At 49.7% G+C, this 16,153-nt stretch carries 17 protein-coding genes, 1 tRNA gene and 2 rRNA genes; 18 read left to right on the top strand and 2 right to left on the bottom strand.

Features of this window, described 5'->3' with window-relative positions:
* The 18 genes from GOM71_RS18710 to GOM71_RS18630 form a co-directional block, all read left to right on the top strand.
* Nucleotides 1-124 (top strand): 23S ribosomal RNA (locus GOM71_RS18710); the annotation flags it as partial.
* Nucleotides 125-178: 54 nt separating this feature from the next.
* Nucleotides 179-295, top strand: a 5S ribosomal RNA gene (gene rrf / locus GOM71_RS18705).
* 338 nt (nt 296-633) lie between these two features.
* Nucleotides 634-1,845, top strand: a complete 1,212-nt coding sequence (locus GOM71_RS18700) for a GNAT family N-acetyltransferase (RefSeq protein WP_156283803.1) — start codon at nt 634-636, stop codon at nt 1,843-1,845.
* 272 nt (nt 1,846-2,117) lie between these two features.
* On the top strand, nt 2,118-3,575 hold the full coding sequence (gene guaB, locus GOM71_RS18695; RefSeq protein WP_367649700.1) for an IMP dehydrogenase: 1,458 nt from the start codon (nt 2,118-2,120) through the stop codon (nt 3,573-3,575).
* A 203-nt stretch (nt 3,576-3,778) separates the two neighbouring features.
* A complete protein-coding gene (locus GOM71_RS18690) occupies nt 3,779-5,074 on the top strand; it encodes a D-alanyl-D-alanine carboxypeptidase family protein (protein WP_156283799.1) in 1,296 nt (431 codons plus the stop codon).
* A 122-nt stretch (nt 5,075-5,196) separates the two neighbouring features.
* Nucleotides 5,197-6,078, top strand: a complete 882-nt coding sequence (pdxS, locus tag GOM71_RS18685; protein ID WP_156283797.1) for a pyridoxal 5'-phosphate synthase lyase subunit PdxS — start codon at nt 5,197-5,199, stop codon at nt 6,076-6,078.
* Nucleotides 6,079-6,118: 40 nt separating this feature from the next.
* A complete protein-coding gene (pdxT, locus tag GOM71_RS18680; RefSeq protein WP_156283795.1) occupies nt 6,119-6,700 on the top strand; it encodes a pyridoxal 5'-phosphate synthase glutaminase subunit PdxT in 582 nt (193 codons plus the stop codon).
* A 58-nt stretch (nt 6,701-6,758) separates the two neighbouring features.
* On the top strand, nt 6,759-8,042 hold the full coding sequence (serS, locus tag GOM71_RS18675) for a serine--tRNA ligase (protein WP_156283793.1): 1,284 nt from the start codon (nt 6,759-6,761) through the stop codon (nt 8,040-8,042).
* A 112-nt stretch (nt 8,043-8,154) separates the two neighbouring features.
* Nucleotides 8,155-8,243: transfer RNA gene (locus GOM71_RS18670), tRNA-Ser, on the top strand.
* Nucleotides 8,244-8,471: 228 nt separating this feature from the next.
* Nucleotides 8,472-8,819: a hypothetical protein gene (locus tag GOM71_RS18665; protein WP_156283791.1), complete on the top strand. Its 348-nt coding sequence runs from the start codon at nt 8,472-8,474 to the stop codon at nt 8,817-8,819.
* Nucleotides 8,820-8,840: 21 nt separating this feature from the next.
* Nucleotides 8,841-9,017 (top strand): hypothetical protein, encoded by a 177-nt coding sequence (locus GOM71_RS23975; protein WP_173275803.1) that lies wholly within the window; start codon nt 8,841-8,843, stop codon nt 9,015-9,017.
* 27 nt (nt 9,018-9,044) lie between these two features.
* Nucleotides 9,045-9,194, top strand: a complete 150-nt coding sequence (locus GOM71_RS18660; RefSeq protein ID WP_156283789.1) for a small acid-soluble spore protein P — start codon at nt 9,045-9,047, stop codon at nt 9,192-9,194.
* 144 nt (nt 9,195-9,338) lie between these two features.
* Nucleotides 9,339-10,388: a hypothetical protein gene (locus tag GOM71_RS18655; protein ID WP_156283787.1), complete on the top strand. Its 1,050-nt coding sequence runs from the start codon at nt 9,339-9,341 to the stop codon at nt 10,386-10,388.
* 186 nt (nt 10,389-10,574) lie between these two features.
* Complete coding sequence (locus GOM71_RS18650; protein WP_156283785.1) at nt 10,575-11,294, top strand: DsbA family oxidoreductase; 720 nt, start codon at nt 10,575-10,577, stop codon at nt 11,292-11,294.
* Between the two features lie 135 nt (nt 11,295-11,429).
* Nucleotides 11,430-11,762 (top strand): PadR family transcriptional regulator, encoded by a 333-nt coding sequence (locus tag GOM71_RS18645; protein ID WP_156283783.1) that lies wholly within the window; start codon nt 11,430-11,432, stop codon nt 11,760-11,762.
* Complete coding sequence (locus GOM71_RS18640; RefSeq protein ID WP_156283781.1) at nt 11,759-12,685, top strand: permease prefix domain 1-containing protein; 927 nt, start codon at nt 11,759-11,761, stop codon at nt 12,683-12,685. Before GOM71_RS18645 ends, GOM71_RS18640 begins: the two co-directional genes overlap by 4 nt.
* Nucleotides 12,606-13,148 (top strand): FtsW/RodA/SpoVE family cell cycle protein, encoded by a 543-nt coding sequence (locus GOM71_RS18635; RefSeq protein ID WP_156283779.1) that lies wholly within the window; start codon nt 12,606-12,608, stop codon nt 13,146-13,148. Before GOM71_RS18640 ends, GOM71_RS18635 begins: the two co-directional genes overlap by 80 nt.
* An 80-nt stretch (nt 13,149-13,228) precedes the next feature.
* Entirely contained in the window at nt 13,229-13,945 is a 717-nt protein-coding gene (locus tag GOM71_RS18630; protein WP_156283777.1) for a methyl-accepting chemotaxis protein, read from the top strand.
* 328 nt (nt 13,946-14,273) lie between these two features.
* Here GOM71_RS18630 and GOM71_RS18625 read toward each other — a convergent pair whose 3' ends face one another.
* Together GOM71_RS18625 and GOM71_RS18620 are read right to left on the bottom strand one after the other, a co-directional pair.
* Nucleotides 14,274-14,942 (bottom strand): DUF559 domain-containing protein, encoded by a 669-nt coding sequence (locus tag GOM71_RS18625; protein ID WP_367649699.1) that lies wholly within the window; start codon nt 14,940-14,942, stop codon nt 14,274-14,276.
* Nucleotides 14,943-15,379: 437 nt separating this feature from the next.
* Nucleotides 15,380-16,135, bottom strand: coding sequence for a PHP-associated domain-containing protein (locus tag GOM71_RS18620; protein WP_156283775.1), 756 nt, complete (start codon nt 16,133-16,135; stop codon nt 15,380-15,382).
* Between the last annotated feature and the right edge of the window lie 18 nt (nt 16,136-16,153).

The raw sequence follows: 16,153 nt of genomic DNA, 5'->3' as shown, positions 1-16,153 counted from the left end.
CCCCCTCAAGATGAGATTTCCCAATTCGTAAGACCCCTTGAAGACGACGAGGTTGATAGGCTGGGGGTGGAAGCACAGCAATGTGTGGAGCTGACCAGTACTAATCGGTCGAGGGCTTATCCTAATGCTAAAGAGTTCAAACATTTCGCATCCAGTTTTCAAGGTACAACCTTGACCGTTTGGTGGCGATGGCGGAGGGGAACCACGCGTTCCCATACCGAACACGACCGTTAAGCCCTCCAGCGCCGATGGTACTTGGACCGCAGGGTCCTGGGAGAGTAGGACGTCGCCAAGCACGAGAAGCCTGCCGCATGTGATGCGGCAGGTTTTTTGTTGTTCATAGAGTTGAGCGCGCTAACGGTAATGAGCCTTGTATGAACTCCACGCGCTAATGGACACCACAGCCCTTATTTACTTGAAAACTGACTCGAATGAGCTGAAACTGGCACAATAGCGTCTCTCACTCATGTCCGTTAGCGAGGAGAGTAATTTCTATCAGCATACGGCAATTTTAATGTCCACTAGCCGATTCGTGGATGTATCATAGCACTCTCGCTACTAATAGTTGAGCGAGGGAATGAGGTATGCCATAATCAGTTTACAACATTTTCAATTCTCAGGAGGCTGATTGGTGTGGGTCACGTCGAGATTCGGATGCTTGAAACGAAAGATATTGAAGCGAGCTTGGAGCTTTCTCAATTCGCATTTCAATTCAAAAAGACGAAGCAAGAGCTGGGTGAGATTCGGGAACGTTGGGAGCAAGAGCCTTCCGTACGTTGGGGCGTATTCGTTGATGGCGAATTAGCGGCCCAGCTTGCGGTGTTGACGTTGCATAGTTATGTAGGAGGGCAAAGATATGCCATGGGCGGGGTTGCCGGCGTGGCTACTTGGCCGGAATATCGCAGGCAAGGTTTCGTATCGGAGCTTCTGCGGACTGCGTTATTACATATGAAAGAACAGGGCCAGTCGATTTCGTTCCTGCATCCTTTTGCGGTTGGCTTCTATCGGAAATTCGGATGGGAGTTATATACGGATAATAAGAAATATAAAATGGAAGCGGCTTTGTTGCCGAGAAGAGAAAGCTATCCTGGCAAAGTAGAAAGGCATAATGATAATTCCGCTTTGCTGAACGAAATTTATGATGCATACGCGCGTCAGTATAACGGCATGTTAGAGCGTACGGAGTTTTGGTGGAAGCATCGCATTAAAGCACGCAAACCTGGACAGGCTGCTGTATATTTCGATGCGCAGGGGACGCCGCAAGGATATACAATTTATGATGTGATGAATAAAACGCTAAGTGTTCATGAAATTGTACCTTTAACGGAGGAAGCGCGCCGGGCGCTCTGGTCATTTCTCGGACAGCATGATTCGATGATCGATCGAGCGGAAGCGGTAGTGCCCGTTGACGATACGCTAGCTTTTACGCTGCCGAATCCGAGGATCAAGCAGGAGATCGAGCCCTATTTTATGGCCCGTATCGTCGATGCCGCAGCTTTTCTAGCGCAATATAGCTTTACAGCTCTGGAGGATGCGAACAAAGAACGTTCGATCGTTATTGAATTGGAAGATGCGCATGCGCCATGGAATGCGGGAAGTTATTCGCTGGATCTGCTTGCGGACGGCTCTGCCCGTGTTAATCGATGCGATTCGGAAGAGCTGCGAAACAATGAAGGACAACTGCGTATCCAAACGGACATCGGAAGCCTTACGGCCATGCTGCTTGGCTATGTACGTCCTTTGGAATTGTTGAAGCAGGGGCGTATAAGCGGAGATGAACTGTCGGTTCGTTTATTTGAAACGGCAATTCCGGTAAAAACACCGTTTTTATTGGATTTTTTCTAATTTGCGTCAATTCCAAAACGATCTCAAAGCCGTCTCGCGAACGCTCCTTGCCTGCGCTTGAAGCGGCGATTGTACAGCCTTGACAGCCCATAACCCCTCTGCTAATATTGCAATAATATACGTGGAGACAAGAGAGAAAGCCTCTGCGATGCTTTGCACTAAAGAACGACCGCAGGATTGCGGTAGTTTTTACAACCGTATGGCGGAAAGGTTGTTTTCAGCTTCGCTAACGAACCTTTCTGGGTACGGCAAACAAAAGGAGGAACATACTCGTGTGGGAAACGAAATTCGCCAAAGAAGGCCTGACATTCGATGATGTACTGCTCATTCCACGGAAGTCGGAAGTGCTGCCGCGTGAATCAGACATTTCAACTAAACTTGGCGCAAGCATTAAACTGAACATTCCGCTGATCAGCGCTGGGATGGACACTGTTACGGAATCGGCTTTGGCGATTGCAATAGCTCGTGAGGGCGGTATCGGTATCATTCATAAAAATATGTCCGTTGCGCAGCAAGCAGAGGAAGTGGATCGCGTAAAACGTTCGGAAAGCGGCGTTATTACGAATCCGTTCTCGCTTACGCCTGACCATCATGTATATGATGCAGAAGAGCTTATGGGCAAATACCGGATTTCCGGCGTTCCAATTGTGGACGGAGAAGGCAAATTGGTCGGCATTCTGACTAACCGCGACCTGCGCTTCGTGCACGATTACTCCATTAAAATTAATGAAGTAATGACTCGCACGGATCTGGTAACAGCTCCAGTAGGCACAACGCTTCAAGAAGCGGAAGTTTTGCTTCAGAAGCATAAGATCGAAAAATTGCCTCTCGTCGATGAGACGAACACGCTTAAAGGTCTCATTACGATTAAAGATATCGAAAAAGCGATCCAATTCCCTAATGCTGCGAAAGACAAACAGGGCCGCTTGCTATGCGGAGCAGCAGTAGGTATCGGCAAAGACACGACGGATCGCGCTGAAGCGCTTGTACAAGCAGGCATTGACGTTCTGGTTGTCGATTCGGCTCACGGCCATCATATCAACATTATTGAAGCAGTTCGCAAGCTTCGCGCGAAGTTCCCGGAATTGACGATCATTGCCGGCAACGTAGCAACAGGCGAAGCAACTCGCGATCTGATCGAAGCAGGCGCGTCGGTTGTTAAAGTCGGTATCGGCCCTGGTTCGATTTGTACGACTCGTGTCATTGCCGGCATCGGCGTGCCGCAAATTACGGCAATCTATGATTGCGCAACGGTTGCCCGGGAATATAATGTGCCGGTCATCGCAGACGGCGGCATCAAATATTCCGGAGACATTACGAAGGCAATCGCGGCTGGCGCAAGCGCAATTATGATCGGCAGCTTGTTCGCTGGTACAGCGGAAAGCCCTGGCGAGACAGAAATTTTCCAAGGCCGCAGCTTTAAAGTATACCGTGGCATGGGCTCGCTCGGCGCTATGAAGGAAGGCAGCAAAGACCGCTACTTCCAAGAAAACGAAAGCAAGCTCGTTCCAGAAGGCATTGAAGGACGCGTTCCATTCAAAGGCCCTATGGCAGATACGGTACATCAGCTGCTTGGCGGCTTGCGTTCCGGTATGGGCTATTGCGGAACTTCCAACTTGGATGAGCTGCGCAACGATACGCAATTTATTCGCATCACGGGATCGGGTCTTCGCGAAAGCCATCCGCATGATGTGCAAATTACGAAAGAAGCGCCTAACTACTCGCTGTAATTACCCGACAACCGGGCATAACGGCAGATGGAGGACGATTTGGCTTAACCGCCTTATCGCCGCCATCTGTTTTTTTTTACCACAATGGGATTTGTAAACTCCGAACTTAATATCCTCTCATTTCCTCTCTCAATATTCGCTCTGAGCCTGCTCCATGTGATACAATTAACAACGATAAACTTTGAGGAGAAATGGGGAGAGAAATGTTGAAGGCAAAGATTAGTCCGCCCAAATTAAGGTCGGTAGCAATCGCGTTGATGGCGGTCTGGCTGGCAGTATTCTCGGTAGGAGGAGCTGTAAGCGCAGCAGGAACGCCAGGCGGAGAATGGGTAGACAATTCGCTTGGTTTGGAAGTTAGTGCAGCCATTCTTATAGACGCGGACTCCGGTCAAGTCATCTATGAAGTAAATGCGGACGCGCCTCGGCCTCCAGCAAGTATGACCAAGCTGATGACGGAGTTTATCGTGCTTGAGGAAATTACGAAGAAATCGTTATCTTGGGATCAAATCGTCACTGTAAGCGAGGAAGCTGCATCAACGCCGCAAGACGGCTCGCAAATTTATTTGGCGCAGGGCGACCAGCACTCAGTGAAGGACTTATATATCGCAATGGCAGTAGGTTCGGCGAATGACGCAACGGTTGCGCTAGCTTCTCACATTGGCGGAAGCGAAGCCGGATTTGTGGACAAAATGAATGAAACGGCAAAAGAGCTCGGTTTGACGACAGCTCATTTTACAAGCGCTACGGGGTTGCTGGATACGACCGTTATTTCTGCCCGGGATATGTCAAAGCTTGCGCAAACGATTTTGGCAAAACATCCGGAATTTCTTGAATATTCCAATATTGTAGAATACAAGTTCCGCCCGCGTGACGATAAAGCGATGACGAACTGGAACTGGATGCTAGGCGATTACAAGAACAATGAATTCGTGAAAGCTTATGCTTACGACGGCGTTGACGGCATGAAGACGGGTTATATTTCCGCTGCCGGATATACGTTTACAGGTACGGTAAAACGCGGCGACACGCGTTACATTAGCGTCGTTATGAACACGAAGTCGAAGGAGGCCCGTTTCAACGAAACGGCGAAGCTTTACAATTACGCTTTTAACACGTTTGAGAAGAAATCGGTTGTTGCCGCTAAATCTGTGGTAGAATCGGTCAAAACAGTGAAAATTAAAAAAGGCGTGAAAAGGTCGGTTCCTGTCGTTACGGAATCCGATATTACGTTTACGGTTAAGAAAGGCGTCGAACCGAAAATCGAGCTTGCCGGCAGCACGGTGATGACCGAGAACGAGCTTGTTGCTCCAATCAAGGCTGGGCAAAAGGTTGGTACGGTAACGTATAAATATACCGATGACCAAGGCAAGGCGCTGGAGAAAACGATTAATCTGATTGCATCTGAAGAAGTGAAAAAAGCGGGCTGGTTCAAATTGATGTTCCGCAGCATTGGCAGTTTCTTCTCTAACTTATTCAACGGAATCATTGATTTGTTCTAAAGCAAGCTTGAATTACGGGAAGGCAAATCTAGGGTTGTCGATTAAGGTGCCTTCCTGTAAAATAAATGGTTAGAATAAGTGGCGATACTTATAATTCAAAACTTTTAGGAGGATTTACAAGCATGGAAACAGGAACATCGCGCGTTAAGCGCGGCATGGCAGAAATGCAAAAAGGCGGCGTAATCATGGACGTTATGAACGCCGAGCAAGCTAAAATCGCAGAAGCAGCAGGCGCAACGGCAGTTATGGCGCTGGAACGCGTACCTTCCGACATTCGTGCTGCCGGCGGCGTAGCCCGTATGGCTGATCCTACAGTTACGGAAGAAGTAATGAAAGTGGTATCCATTCCGGTAATGGCTAAAGCTCGTATCGGCCATATCGTTGAAGCGCGTGTTCTGGAAGCAATGGGCGTTGACTATATCGACGAGAGCGAAGTATTGACTCCTGCCGATGAAGTTTTCCACATTAGCAAAAACGAATTTACAGTGCCTTTCGTTTGCGGCGCCAAAGACCTTGGCGAGGCGCTTCGTCGTATTCAAGAAGGCGCGGCAATGCTTCGTACGAAAGGCGAGCCAGGAACAGGCAACATCGTTGAGGCGGTACGTCACCTTCGCCTGATCAACGGCCAAATCCGTAAAGTACAAAACCTGTCCAAAGACGAGCTTTACAATGAAGCTAAAGTGTTGGGCGTTCCATATGATCTGTTGCTTCAAGTCCATGAGAGCGGCAAGCTGCCGGTCGTTAACTTTGCTGCAGGCGGCGTAGCTACGCCATCCGACGCTGCATTGATGATGGAGCTGGGCGCTGACGGCGTATTCGTTGGTTCCGGTATTTTCAAATCGGACAATCCGGAGAAATTCGCTCGCGCAATCGTTGAAGCGACTACGCATTACAAAGACTACAAGCTGATCGCGGAAGTATCCAAAAACCTGGGTACGCCGATGAAAGGCATTGAAATTTCGAAGCTTGAAGCTTCGCAACGCATGCAAGACCGCGGCCTGTAAGAACCAGGCGGTTAGGAAGTCAGGAAAGGCGTGTAAGCATATGAAAATAGGTGTACTGGCGCTGCAAGGCGCGGTAGCGGAGCATATGCGAAGTTTGGAGGCGGCGGGCGCGGAAGCGGTCGCCGTTAAACAAACTCAGCAGCTTAGCGAATTGGACGGACTTGTCATTCCGGGCGGCGAAAGCACGACGATTGGCAAGCTCATGCGCAAATATGATTTTATCGATGAGATTCAACAGTTCTCGAAGCAAGGCAAGCCGATCTTTGGCACTTGCGCGGGACTGATTGTATTGGCGGACCGGATAGAAGGTCAAGAGGATGCGCATTTGCGGCTCATGAATATGATCGTCGCACGCAACGCTTTTGGCCGTCAGCGTGAAAGCTTTGAGACCGATCTGGACATTAAAGGCATTGACGAACCGGTAAGGGCGGTATTTATCCGCGCTCCTCTTATTAAAGAAGTCGGCAATGATGTAGACGTATTGTCTACATACAAGGGCGAAATCGTGACGGCAAGACAAGGGCATCTGCTTGCGTCTTCCTATCATCCGGAATTAACGGACGATTATCGCCTGCATTCTTATTTTGTCGACATGGTGAAGGAAGCGGCGGCGGGCCGCTAAAAGAGGAGTGACTTTGAACGCCGTTCAAAGTCCTGATGTCAAGAGAGGGGTTCTGTTCATGTTGGATGTCAAATGGTTGCGCAACGATTATGAACAGGTGGAGAAAGCGCTCAATAACCGCGGCGCTTCGCTCGACCTGATTGCTGGTTTTACCGAATTGGACGTCAAACGCCGCGACTTGCTCGTGGAGACCGACAATTTGAAAAACCGCCGTAATGTTGTATCGCAAGAGGTTCCAAAAATTAAAAAAGCCGGCGGCAACGCGGATGCGCTCATCCTCGAAATGCGTGAAGTTGGCGACCGGATTAAAGAGCTTGATGATGAAATTCGTGTAATTGAAGCACAGATCGATGGTCTGATGCTGGCGATTCCGAATTTGCCGCATGAAAGCGTGCCGGTAGGCGCTTCGGAAGAGGACAATGTGGAAATTCGCCGTCATGGCGAACAAACGGCATTCGAATTCGAGCCGAAAGCCCATTGGGATTTGGCGCAGGATCTCGGCATTCTCGATTTCGAGCGCGCAGGCAAAGTGACCGGATCGCGCTTTACGTTCTATCGCGGCCTTGGCGCGCGTCTGGAGCGTGCGCTGATCAGCTTTATGATGGATTTGCACAGCGATCAGCACGGTTATGAAGAAGTGCTGCCTCCTTACATCGTTAATCGCGACAGCTTGGTCGGTACGGGTCAGCTTCCGAAGTTCGAGGAGGATTTGTTTAAAATTGCGGAGTCGGATTACTTCCTGATTCCGACAGCAGAAGTTCCGGTGACAAACCTTCACCGTGAGGAGATCCTGTCGGCAGAAGAGCTGCCGAAATATTTTGTCGCGTACAGCTCGTGCTTCCGTGCGGAGGCTGGTGCTGCTGGCCGCGATACGCGCGGACTCATTCGCCAGCATCAATTCAACAAAGTTGAGCTGATCAAGCTGACGAAGCCGGAAGAATCGTATGACGAGCTGGAGAAAATGACTGCAAATGCGGAAAAAGTGCTGCAGCTGCTCGGTCTTCCATATCGCGTCCTGGCGCTTTGCACAGGCGATATGGGCTTTAGCGCGGCGAAAACGTACGATCTTGAAGTATGGCTGCCAAGCGCAGGCACATACCGCGAGATTTCGTCGTGTTCGAACGTGGAAGATTTCCAAGCTCGCCGCGCAGGCATCCGTTTCCGCCGTGAAGCGAAGAGCAAGCCAGAATTCGTGCATACGCTGAACGGTTCGGGCCTTGCGGTCGGACGTACGTTTGCAGCTATTCTGGAGAACTATCAGCAAGCAGACGGCACGATCGTTGTGCCTGAAGTGCTGCGTCCTTATATGGGCGGCTTAACAACAATTAGCCCTCGCGGTTAATGAACAAACAGAAATTGCTGCCTCGCGGGGCAATTTCTGTTACTTTGTTTTTAATTAGCAGTTGCTTCTCGTTTTTAGCTTGTGGTACAATATGATCTGTTACGTTTCATGTGGAGAGGTACCGAAGCGGTCATAACGGGGCGGTCTTGAAAACCGTTAGGGTGCAAGCCCACAAGGGTTCGAATCCCTTCCTCTCCGCCAGTTAATTAAATCAACTCAAGCGTCTGAGCATTCAGCTCAGGCGTTTTTTGTTTATAATGCGAAACGAAGTTCTGCTTTTTCGGTTAATAAAAGATCAATTGGGGATAATATCCTTGGAAATGTGGATAAACTGAATAACTTGTGGACAACTATGTGGACAACGATTGCGGATGCTCCGCATAATTCGATGGTCATTTTCGCATCTTAATGTTGTGGAGGTGCTAAACAATGACGAAAAAAGACGAGCTTCGCATCGATCAACAGCAGCTTACGAATGCTTGGCAGCGCACATTGCCGGAATGGATTGAAGAATCGGATAAGTGCGAGGTGCTTGCTGATGAATCCGATCCTCATGCGCTTCGGATCACGATTCAAAATGCCGGCCGACAAGCTTATTCCCTTGATTTTAAAGTGCAATATGTGGATAGCCGTGAAGTAAAAGTGCAATTGATCGATGTGGAAAAAGATCAAGTGTCTGTGGATGAGCGAACTGAAGTCATTCAGCAATTGATCCAGGACTACACGCGGCACTTGCATGAATGCGCGCAGGCGCTTCACCAATTAACGCATGCTTAACGAATAGGAGGCGAGCGGAAAATGTCTAAAGCTAAAGGCTCCTTAGATAAAAATTTATCGAATGTGACGGATGACCTCGCGCAAACGCCGGTCAATAGCCATCAAGCTCAGCAATGGAATCAAGATGTCAATGATCGCCGGAATCAGGATGCCATCAATCATGACCGGACGAATGACGCCGAGCATCAGCGCATTTAATATTCCAATAGCAGGAGGTATCGCGCAATGGGCAAATCAAAAACCTTTCCCGTACCAGATGCCGACGGCAACGGCGGCGATGGCGCACCCAAGCGGGGTTTAGCGCAAAAACCGTTGTCGGGCTCCAAAAAAGCGAAGCAGCATAATCACGTTTCTCATCATAATCCGCAAGGCTAACCGCAATCGTTCGTTAATCCCGTTTCAGCTTGCTGAAGCGGGATTATTTTGTAACCTCCCTCATACAGGTTTTCTCACTTCTAAATCAAAATCAATTGTTATAGAATGGAGGTATTGTACCAATAGGGGGAGGAAAATTAGAACATGACAAGATGGCAACGGACAGCGGTAATTTGGTTTGCAGTCGTTCTGCTTATTGTAGCGGGCTGCAGCTCGGCTGCCTCGCCGAAGCAATCGCTTCAGGATGCGATACAGAAAACGGGGGAAGCGGCGTCATATTCGCAATCGATGACGATAAAGATCAACGAATTGGAGATCCCTGCTGAAGCGGCGCAAGGAAATCCGGTCATTGCCGCAGGTGTTGCCGCTTTGCTAAAGGGATCGACGGTGACGGTCAATACGGTCTATCAGAAAGAACCCTTGCGCGCTGATATGGAACTAAATGTACAAAAGCAAGGCATGACGATTACAATCCCGATTATTATGAGCGGGAAGAAGCTGTACGTGCAGGTGCCTGGTATCCCTCTATTAAATCTTCCGAAGACGGTATTGGGAAAATATATTGAGATCGACATGGAGGCGCAAGCCGCACAGCAGCAATCGTCCTCTTCGCTCGATTTGAATTCGCAAATGAAGCTGATGCAAGACATTAACGCGCTTTCGCTTAAGCATTTTGACGGGAAAATGTATTTCAGCAAGGTGGAAACGGAGGAAGCTGCGCTGCCAGAGGGGGTTGAAGCGGATCAGGTTGTTCGCTTTAAAGTGGATGAAGGCAATTACAGCAAGTCTGTTGATATGATTGTAACGAAGCTGCTGCCGGAGCTGTATACGCTGCTTGCTTCTAACGAAGCCTTTCTGCAAACGTTGAAATTGAATAAGGAACAGCTCGATCAGCGTAAAACGGATTTGGAGACAAATAAAGCAGATATTCAGAACAAGCTGACGGAGCAGGTGCAGCTGGAGGAATGGTCGGTTACCGGGGCGATTAAAGGCGATTATTTGTCCTATCAATCCCAAACGATCAATGTTGTTTATACGGATAAAGAAACCGGAAACGCGCTCAAGCTAAATGCTATTATTGATATTAAATATACGGGCGTAGGCGAGACACAGTCCTTCACAAACGAACTGCCAACGGATGCGGTTAAGCTGGAGGATTTGACGAAGCTGCTTAAGGCGCCTGCCGGCTCGTAGAGCATAGAGCGTACGAGAGTCCAATAAGCAAATCTGAAATAAAGGTTAGAGATGAAAAGCCTGCTAAGCGCAGGCTTTTTATTCATCTATCGCTGAAAGTAGACTCTAAGCATCAGACTAGCTTTAAAAAGTAAAGTATGTTACTATTGATAAATAAAATAATATTGATGTAAAGGATGGTGCAGCATGAAAATCGAAGTATGGTCCGATTTTGCATGTCCCTTCTGCTATATAGGCAAACGCCGGCTGGAAGGCGCGCTTGAGCAATTCGCTCATCGCGATGATATTGAAGTGGAGTTCCGCAGCTTTGAGCTGGATCCGAACGCTAAACGCGATGTGGATTATGATGTGAACGACATGCTCGCTAATAAATACGGCATGACGCGCGAGCAAGCACAGGCGAATAACCGTCAATTGACGGAGCAAGCCCGCACGCTGGGCCTCGACTACCATATGGATGAGATTAAGCTGACGAACACGTTTGATGCGCATCGTCTGACGCATCTTGCGGCGAAATACGGCAAACGCGAAGCGATGGCGGAACGTTTGTTGAAAGCATATTTTACCGATTCGAAGCATCTGGGCGATCAGGAGACGCTTGCCGATTTGGCGGCAGAGGTTGGATTGGATCGCGCTGAGGCGCTTAAAGCGCTGCAAAGCGAGGATTTCTCCCAAGAGGTTCGTGCCGATGAGCAAGAAGCAAGCCAGATTGGCGTTCGCGGCGTACCGTTCTTCGTTATCGACCGCAAGTATGCCGTATCGGGAGCACAGCCAAGCGAGGTATTCTTGCAGGCCATCAGCCAGGCGTATCAGGAAAGCCAACCGCTGAAAGTGTTCGGCGGCAACGGCAGCGAAGACGGCGATGACGCTGCATGCGCCGACGGCGTATGCGCGCCGAAGCAATAATGAGCAATTAGATCCATGGGCAGCTGCCCATGGATCTTTTTATGCGCGCTATTGTGATTTCTGGGAAATCAATCTATACTAATACCTAGATATTCGATACATAGTTATTCGATGTATAAATTACAGGAGGCTGGCATGGCAATAAACAAGGAATTGATGAAAGGAAGCACCGTAATTCTCATATTGACGCTGCTGAACCGCAAGGAAATGTACGGCTATGAGATGGTTAAGGAAATTGAGCAGAGCTCGGACGGCGTATTTACGTTTAAAGAAGGTACGCTATATCCAATTCTTCATACGCTTGAGGTGGAGTTGATGGTCGAGGCATATTGGAATGAAGAAGGCGGACGGAAACGGAAGTACTATCGGATAACCGACCACGGGAGAAAGCAGCTGGAAGAGAAGAAGCGGGAGTGGTCGTTGTTCCGAAGCACGGTAGATCGCGTGCTTGGGGAGGGAGGCGTATGAATCGTAAACTAGCAGTCGTTGACCATGAGGCGGTTCAGCGCTATTTAAACGAGGTATGCGGACATGTCCGCGCGAGGGCGGTTCATGCTGACATCCGGCAGGAGATGCTCAATCATCTGGAGGAGCTGGCGCTGGATAAGCTGGAGGAAGGATGGAGCGAGGACGATGCGGTTCGTTATGCCGTGGAGCAAATGGGCGATCCGCATGCCGTCGGCAAGCAGCTTCATCAGGCTCATCGGCCAAAAACGAACTGGGGCTTAATCGCGTTGGTAGCCGTATTCATCACGATTGCATTGATGGCTATGTATGCCGTTCAGTTGGCGACAGGCGATCAGATGCAATTGCATTATGTGGAGCATAAAGCGACGGCTATAGGTATAGGACTTGCAGCTGTGGCCGTAGTATATTTCCTGTTCGATTACCGTCGGCTGCAGCGCTATTCCTGGTATATATACGTGGCAGCTTTAGCGTCGATGATTGCAACTAATTCCACTTTCATCTCATTGCAAGTTAACGGAAGATACGGTTGGATTTCTATCGGTTCCTATTTGATAAACGTTAATTGGATTGCCCTATTAATGTTAGTTATTGCTCTTGCTGGCTTACTGACACAGTCCGAAAGCAAGCGCCATTTGGAAGGCTTGAAGCGAGTGGTCTCGTGGTTTAAGGATTTGGCGGCATATCTTATGCTGCCAGGGTTTCTGTTTATAAAAGCAAACCAATTCTCGTATTTGGCGATTTATTTCATTGTGGCAGCCGTCATGCTCATTTTCGCCAAAAGATGGACCGTGTTGTTCGGCGGGATTGCATCTATGTCCGCATTGGCGGTCATCCTTCGATACAATGAGTCGTTTTACTACAGGCATGGAGCAAATATGGACGCGTCTAGACGCTTTTTTTCGTCCGGCTTTGAATGCGGATAACAGCTATCAAATGCGGAATTCGATCAAAGCAATCCACGAAGGTGGCATATGGGGAAGGGGCTTTGGAATGCCTAATGAGAAACTGCCGTTTATTCATAGCGAAATGATTTTTACTTATTTAACTTACAGCATGGGCTGGGTTATGGGAGGACTGATCGTTGCGGCCGCGATAGCACTCGCCATTCATGTTGGAGGGATGATCAGAGGGCTTCGCGACCGTTATGCCAAGGCGCTGGTCATCGGATTGTTCTCCATTTTATGCTTGCAATTTGTATGGGTCATCGGCATGTCTTTCGGCTTGCTGCCGATCATCGCTGTTACGCTGCCGTTCATTAGTTACGGCAGCAGCTACACAACGATCGAGCTGCTCATGATGGGCATTATGTTGAGCATATACCGCCGCAAGGATATGGTCGGCAGCCTTGGCGACAGCACCAGCCCTATGAAGACGCGAATCGAATAGACGATCACCAAGCCGAATGGCGTCGATACCGGTGTCGCTATGGTAGAGCGAATGTCCGGAGGGGCGGAGGAAATAGCGGATTGACGGCGCAAGCCGACAGCCGGGCGTCGCATGTACAAGAAGAGACGGTGTCGGGAGAGCGCATCATGCTGTCGGCCGTTGCGCAGATGGATGCGATCCGTTTGCAAATGGACGATTTGGGCATGTCGATCAGCCGCCTTGCCGAGCGTTCGAAGCTAATCGTTAGTGCAGTATCACTTATTTCGAGCATCTCCAAACAAACGCAGATGCTGGCGCTGAACGCTTCCATTGAAGCGGCGCGGGCGGACGAATCCGGCAAAGGCTTCGCCGTCGTGGCCGAAGAAGTTCGCAAGCTGTCCGTTCAGACCGGAACAGCTGCGAGCGAGGTATCCTCCATCGTCTTAGGCGTCCGCAGCGAAATGGAGCTTGTGATTGATGCAGCAAAAGCAGGATCTTTGGAGGTCGCGGCTGGTTTGACGGCAGCTGATCAAGTAGGGCAGTCGTTCACGAGCATCCGAAGGGCTGTTGGAGAAGTGGCGGGTCAAATCGGCAAAGTGTCGGAGCGGGCGGAGCAGCTTGCCGAGCAGTCTGACGCGGCCGTCCGATCGATTCGTTCGATCGACCGGATCGTCCAGCAGACGGCGGACGGCTCCCGCGAGGTCTACGCCCATACCGAAGAGCAGAGCGCGGGCGTGCAGGAGATGACGGCAGCGATGGAGAGCCTTTCGGTGCTGTCGGAGCAGCTGCAAGGGATGTTCGGGAAGTTTAAGGTGTGAGAGATGGCTGGCTGATGCGCCTAGATGCGCCTAGATGCGTCTAGATGTCAGGATACACCCAAATCTGAACTTCCCCCGCACGAAACCTGCAAAAGTGCAGTTTTTTTGCTACATTAGTAAGACAGTTACGAGAAGCCTGCAAAAGTGCAGGCTTCTCGTGCGTTTTCCTCCAGAAGTAGAAATTGTGCGCCGAAAAACTGTACTTTTGCAGGAATGAGCTCCATGGATAAGCAAATTGCCTATGAAAACTGCATTATTGCAGGTTTCAACTTGGTTTGTATTCGTCATCTCGGCAATAGATCGCAACAAAGTCATAGTGAGTTTCGGTTTACAGCAGTTTAAGCGCATTTGCATGGAGTTCATATCGTACGGCGTGTTTTCCTTGCGGGCCGGTTTCTGCGGTTAAGCAGCCTTTTGAGCAGAGTGTCTGCAGAGTTCGGACAGCCGTGCGGTGGTTCATGCCTAGATAGCTTTCAACATCGATCGGGCGCAATGGCCGGGCGAGTTTGCAGGCGAGCCGGATGATTTCGCGTTCTGTAACTTGTCTCAAATCCACTTGATTCGATTCGGTCTGATACCGGCTGAGCACCAGACGCAGCAGTGTGATGCATAGGTCGGGACGTTGCGCGACATCGTCATAAGCGAAAGACACTACATGAAACCCCATCGCGGAAAGAAACGTCTCTCGGTTGAGTTCATTGCAATATTTTCTCCTGTCCATGTCCCTGACGTGGGGGCCAAAGCCTTTTATTTCGATGACGAGCTTAACAGCAGGGTTAATCCAGGCGAAGTCGCAAAAATATGATCTGCCTCGCCAGTCGGTCACTTCATATTCCGGATGCAAGTTGTCGAATTGCCATTTAAGCGGCCACCACACGTTGCGGCAAAATAATGTTTCAGCTTCGTTATGTCCCCGCTCAAGGCGGCCGCGTCGTTCTCCTCTTCTTTTTTGCAGATGTTTCTGAATAAATGCAGCATGTGCTTCCTCGAAATTCACGCTACTCACCCTCCTTGGAAATAAAAAAAGAACGTCCCATCACATTCGCAAAGGAATGCAGCGGGACGTTCTTCGTCTCATGAGGTTCATGATACTAGAATTTTATGGGTGAATAAAGTGTTTAATTTAAAAGTAATCTGTAAACCTGCAAAAGTGCAGTTTTTCCAAATGAAACGGTGATGCTGCTCTAGTAAACCTGCAAAAGTGCAGGAAAAAGCTAGTTAGTCGGGTGGAAGCAGCACATAAGCGCCAAAAAACTGTACTTTTGCAGGAATGAGCTCAAACGGAGAGTAACTTGTTAAAAAAACCTGCACATTTGCAGGTTTCGCTAAATGTACAGGGAGGGAGCAATGGGCGAAGAGTCGAGCTAAGCATACTTGCAGTTTCAACTGAAGAGGCGGCGGGCAACACCCGCCGCCTACAACACCCGCCGCTAATTAAGCAATTGCCATCGTTTGCTTGAGCAGCTCCTTCATCATTTGGGCGGCTTTTACTTTGACGTCGAGGCACGGGGAGATGTGGATCTCGTAGGCGCCGGAGAGCAGCTCGCCACGGAGCTGCTCCGCCGTCTCGCAATCGCGCTTAAGCTGGTTCAGGACGCTGCCGAATTGGAGCGGTTGATGCGAGTCGCTGCCTGCGAAGACCGGCAGGCCGAGGCTGCTCGCGAACGCCCGCACCCGATTGGCCATTTCCGGGCCGTGGGCGTACAAGTCCTTCGCGTTGACGTCAAAGCCGTCCAGCCGCTGCAGCAGCACCGGGCTGTGGTGAATAAGCGGCGTGCTCTCTCGCATCGGATGAGCGCCGATCCGCAGCAGGCCCGCATTGTCGGTCCAATCGAGAAGCGTCTCAAAAGGAATAAACTCTTCCTTGTGGCTGTAAGGCTCTAATTGCAGACGAAGCTCGCGGATGGTGCGGCGGTTGCCGATCGCTAGGATATGGCCGGTCTCCAGCACATCAATTTCCATACCGGAGAACACTTTCAGCCCTTCTACGATATAGTGGTCGCCAACATAGTCGAAATGGCGATTGAGCTGGTTGACCATATCAAAGAAGCGGTGCGTGTTGAAGTGCTCGGTCAGCGCTACCGCGTCGAGCCCGTTCGCTTTAGCCTCGCGGGCCATGGATAAGAAATAATCCAAGGAAAATTCGGTTTTTTTCGAAAGCTTGCCATGAGTGTGAAGGTCTATTTTCATTAGGGTGGTAATCTCCAA

This window comes from Paenibacillus sp. NEAU-GSW1, from assembly GCF_009737085.1.
In the GTDB taxonomy this organism is placed as follows: Bacteria; Bacillota; Bacilli; order Paenibacillales; family Paenibacillaceae; genus Pristimantibacillus.
The sequence above is the reverse complement of the archived record's forward strand: the minus strand, read 5'-3'. Positions and strand labels throughout refer to the sequence as shown.

What these genes read in the sequence shown, in the direction of transcription:
- GOM71_RS18690 (WP_156283799.1), top strand. Translation starts at nt 3,779, where the DNA reads ATGTTGAAGGCAAAGATTAGTCCGCCCAAATTAAGGTCGGTAGCAATC.
- pdxS (WP_156283797.1), top strand. Translation starts at nt 5,197, where the DNA reads ATGGAAACAGGAACATCGCGCGTTAAGCGCGGCATGGCAGAAATGCAA.
- pdxT (WP_156283795.1), top strand. Translation starts at nt 6,119, where the DNA reads ATGAAAATAGGTGTACTGGCGCTGCAAGGCGCGGTAGCGGAGCATATG.
- serS (WP_156283793.1), top strand. Translation starts at nt 6,759, where the DNA reads ATGTTGGATGTCAAATGGTTGCGCAACGATTATGAACAGGTGGAGAAA.
- GOM71_RS18665 (WP_156283791.1), top strand. Translation starts at nt 8,472, where the DNA reads ATGACGAAAAAAGACGAGCTTCGCATCGATCAACAGCAGCTTACGAAT.
- GOM71_RS23975 (WP_173275803.1), top strand. Translation starts at nt 8,841, where the DNA reads ATGTCTAAAGCTAAAGGCTCCTTAGATAAAAATTTATCGAATGTGACG.
- GOM71_RS18660 (WP_156283789.1), top strand. Translation starts at nt 9,045, where the DNA reads ATGGGCAAATCAAAAACCTTTCCCGTACCAGATGCCGACGGCAACGGC.
- GOM71_RS18655 (WP_156283787.1), top strand. Translation starts at nt 9,339, where the DNA reads ATGACAAGATGGCAACGGACAGCGGTAATTTGGTTTGCAGTCGTTCTG.
- GOM71_RS18650 (WP_156283785.1), top strand. Translation starts at nt 10,575, where the DNA reads ATGAAAATCGAAGTATGGTCCGATTTTGCATGTCCCTTCTGCTATATA.
- GOM71_RS18645 (WP_156283783.1), top strand. Translation starts at nt 11,430, where the DNA reads ATGGCAATAAACAAGGAATTGATGAAAGGAAGCACCGTAATTCTCATA.
- GOM71_RS18640 (WP_156283781.1), top strand. Translation starts at nt 11,759, where the DNA reads ATGAATCGTAAACTAGCAGTCGTTGACCATGAGGCGGTTCAGCGCTAT.
- GOM71_RS18635 (WP_156283779.1), top strand. Translation starts at nt 12,606, where the DNA reads ATGAGTCGTTTTACTACAGGCATGGAGCAAATATGGACGCGTCTAGAC.
- GOM71_RS18620 (WP_156283775.1), bottom strand. Translation starts at nt 16,135, where the DNA reads ATGAAAATAGACCTTCACACTCATGGCAAGCTTTCGAAAAAAACCGAA.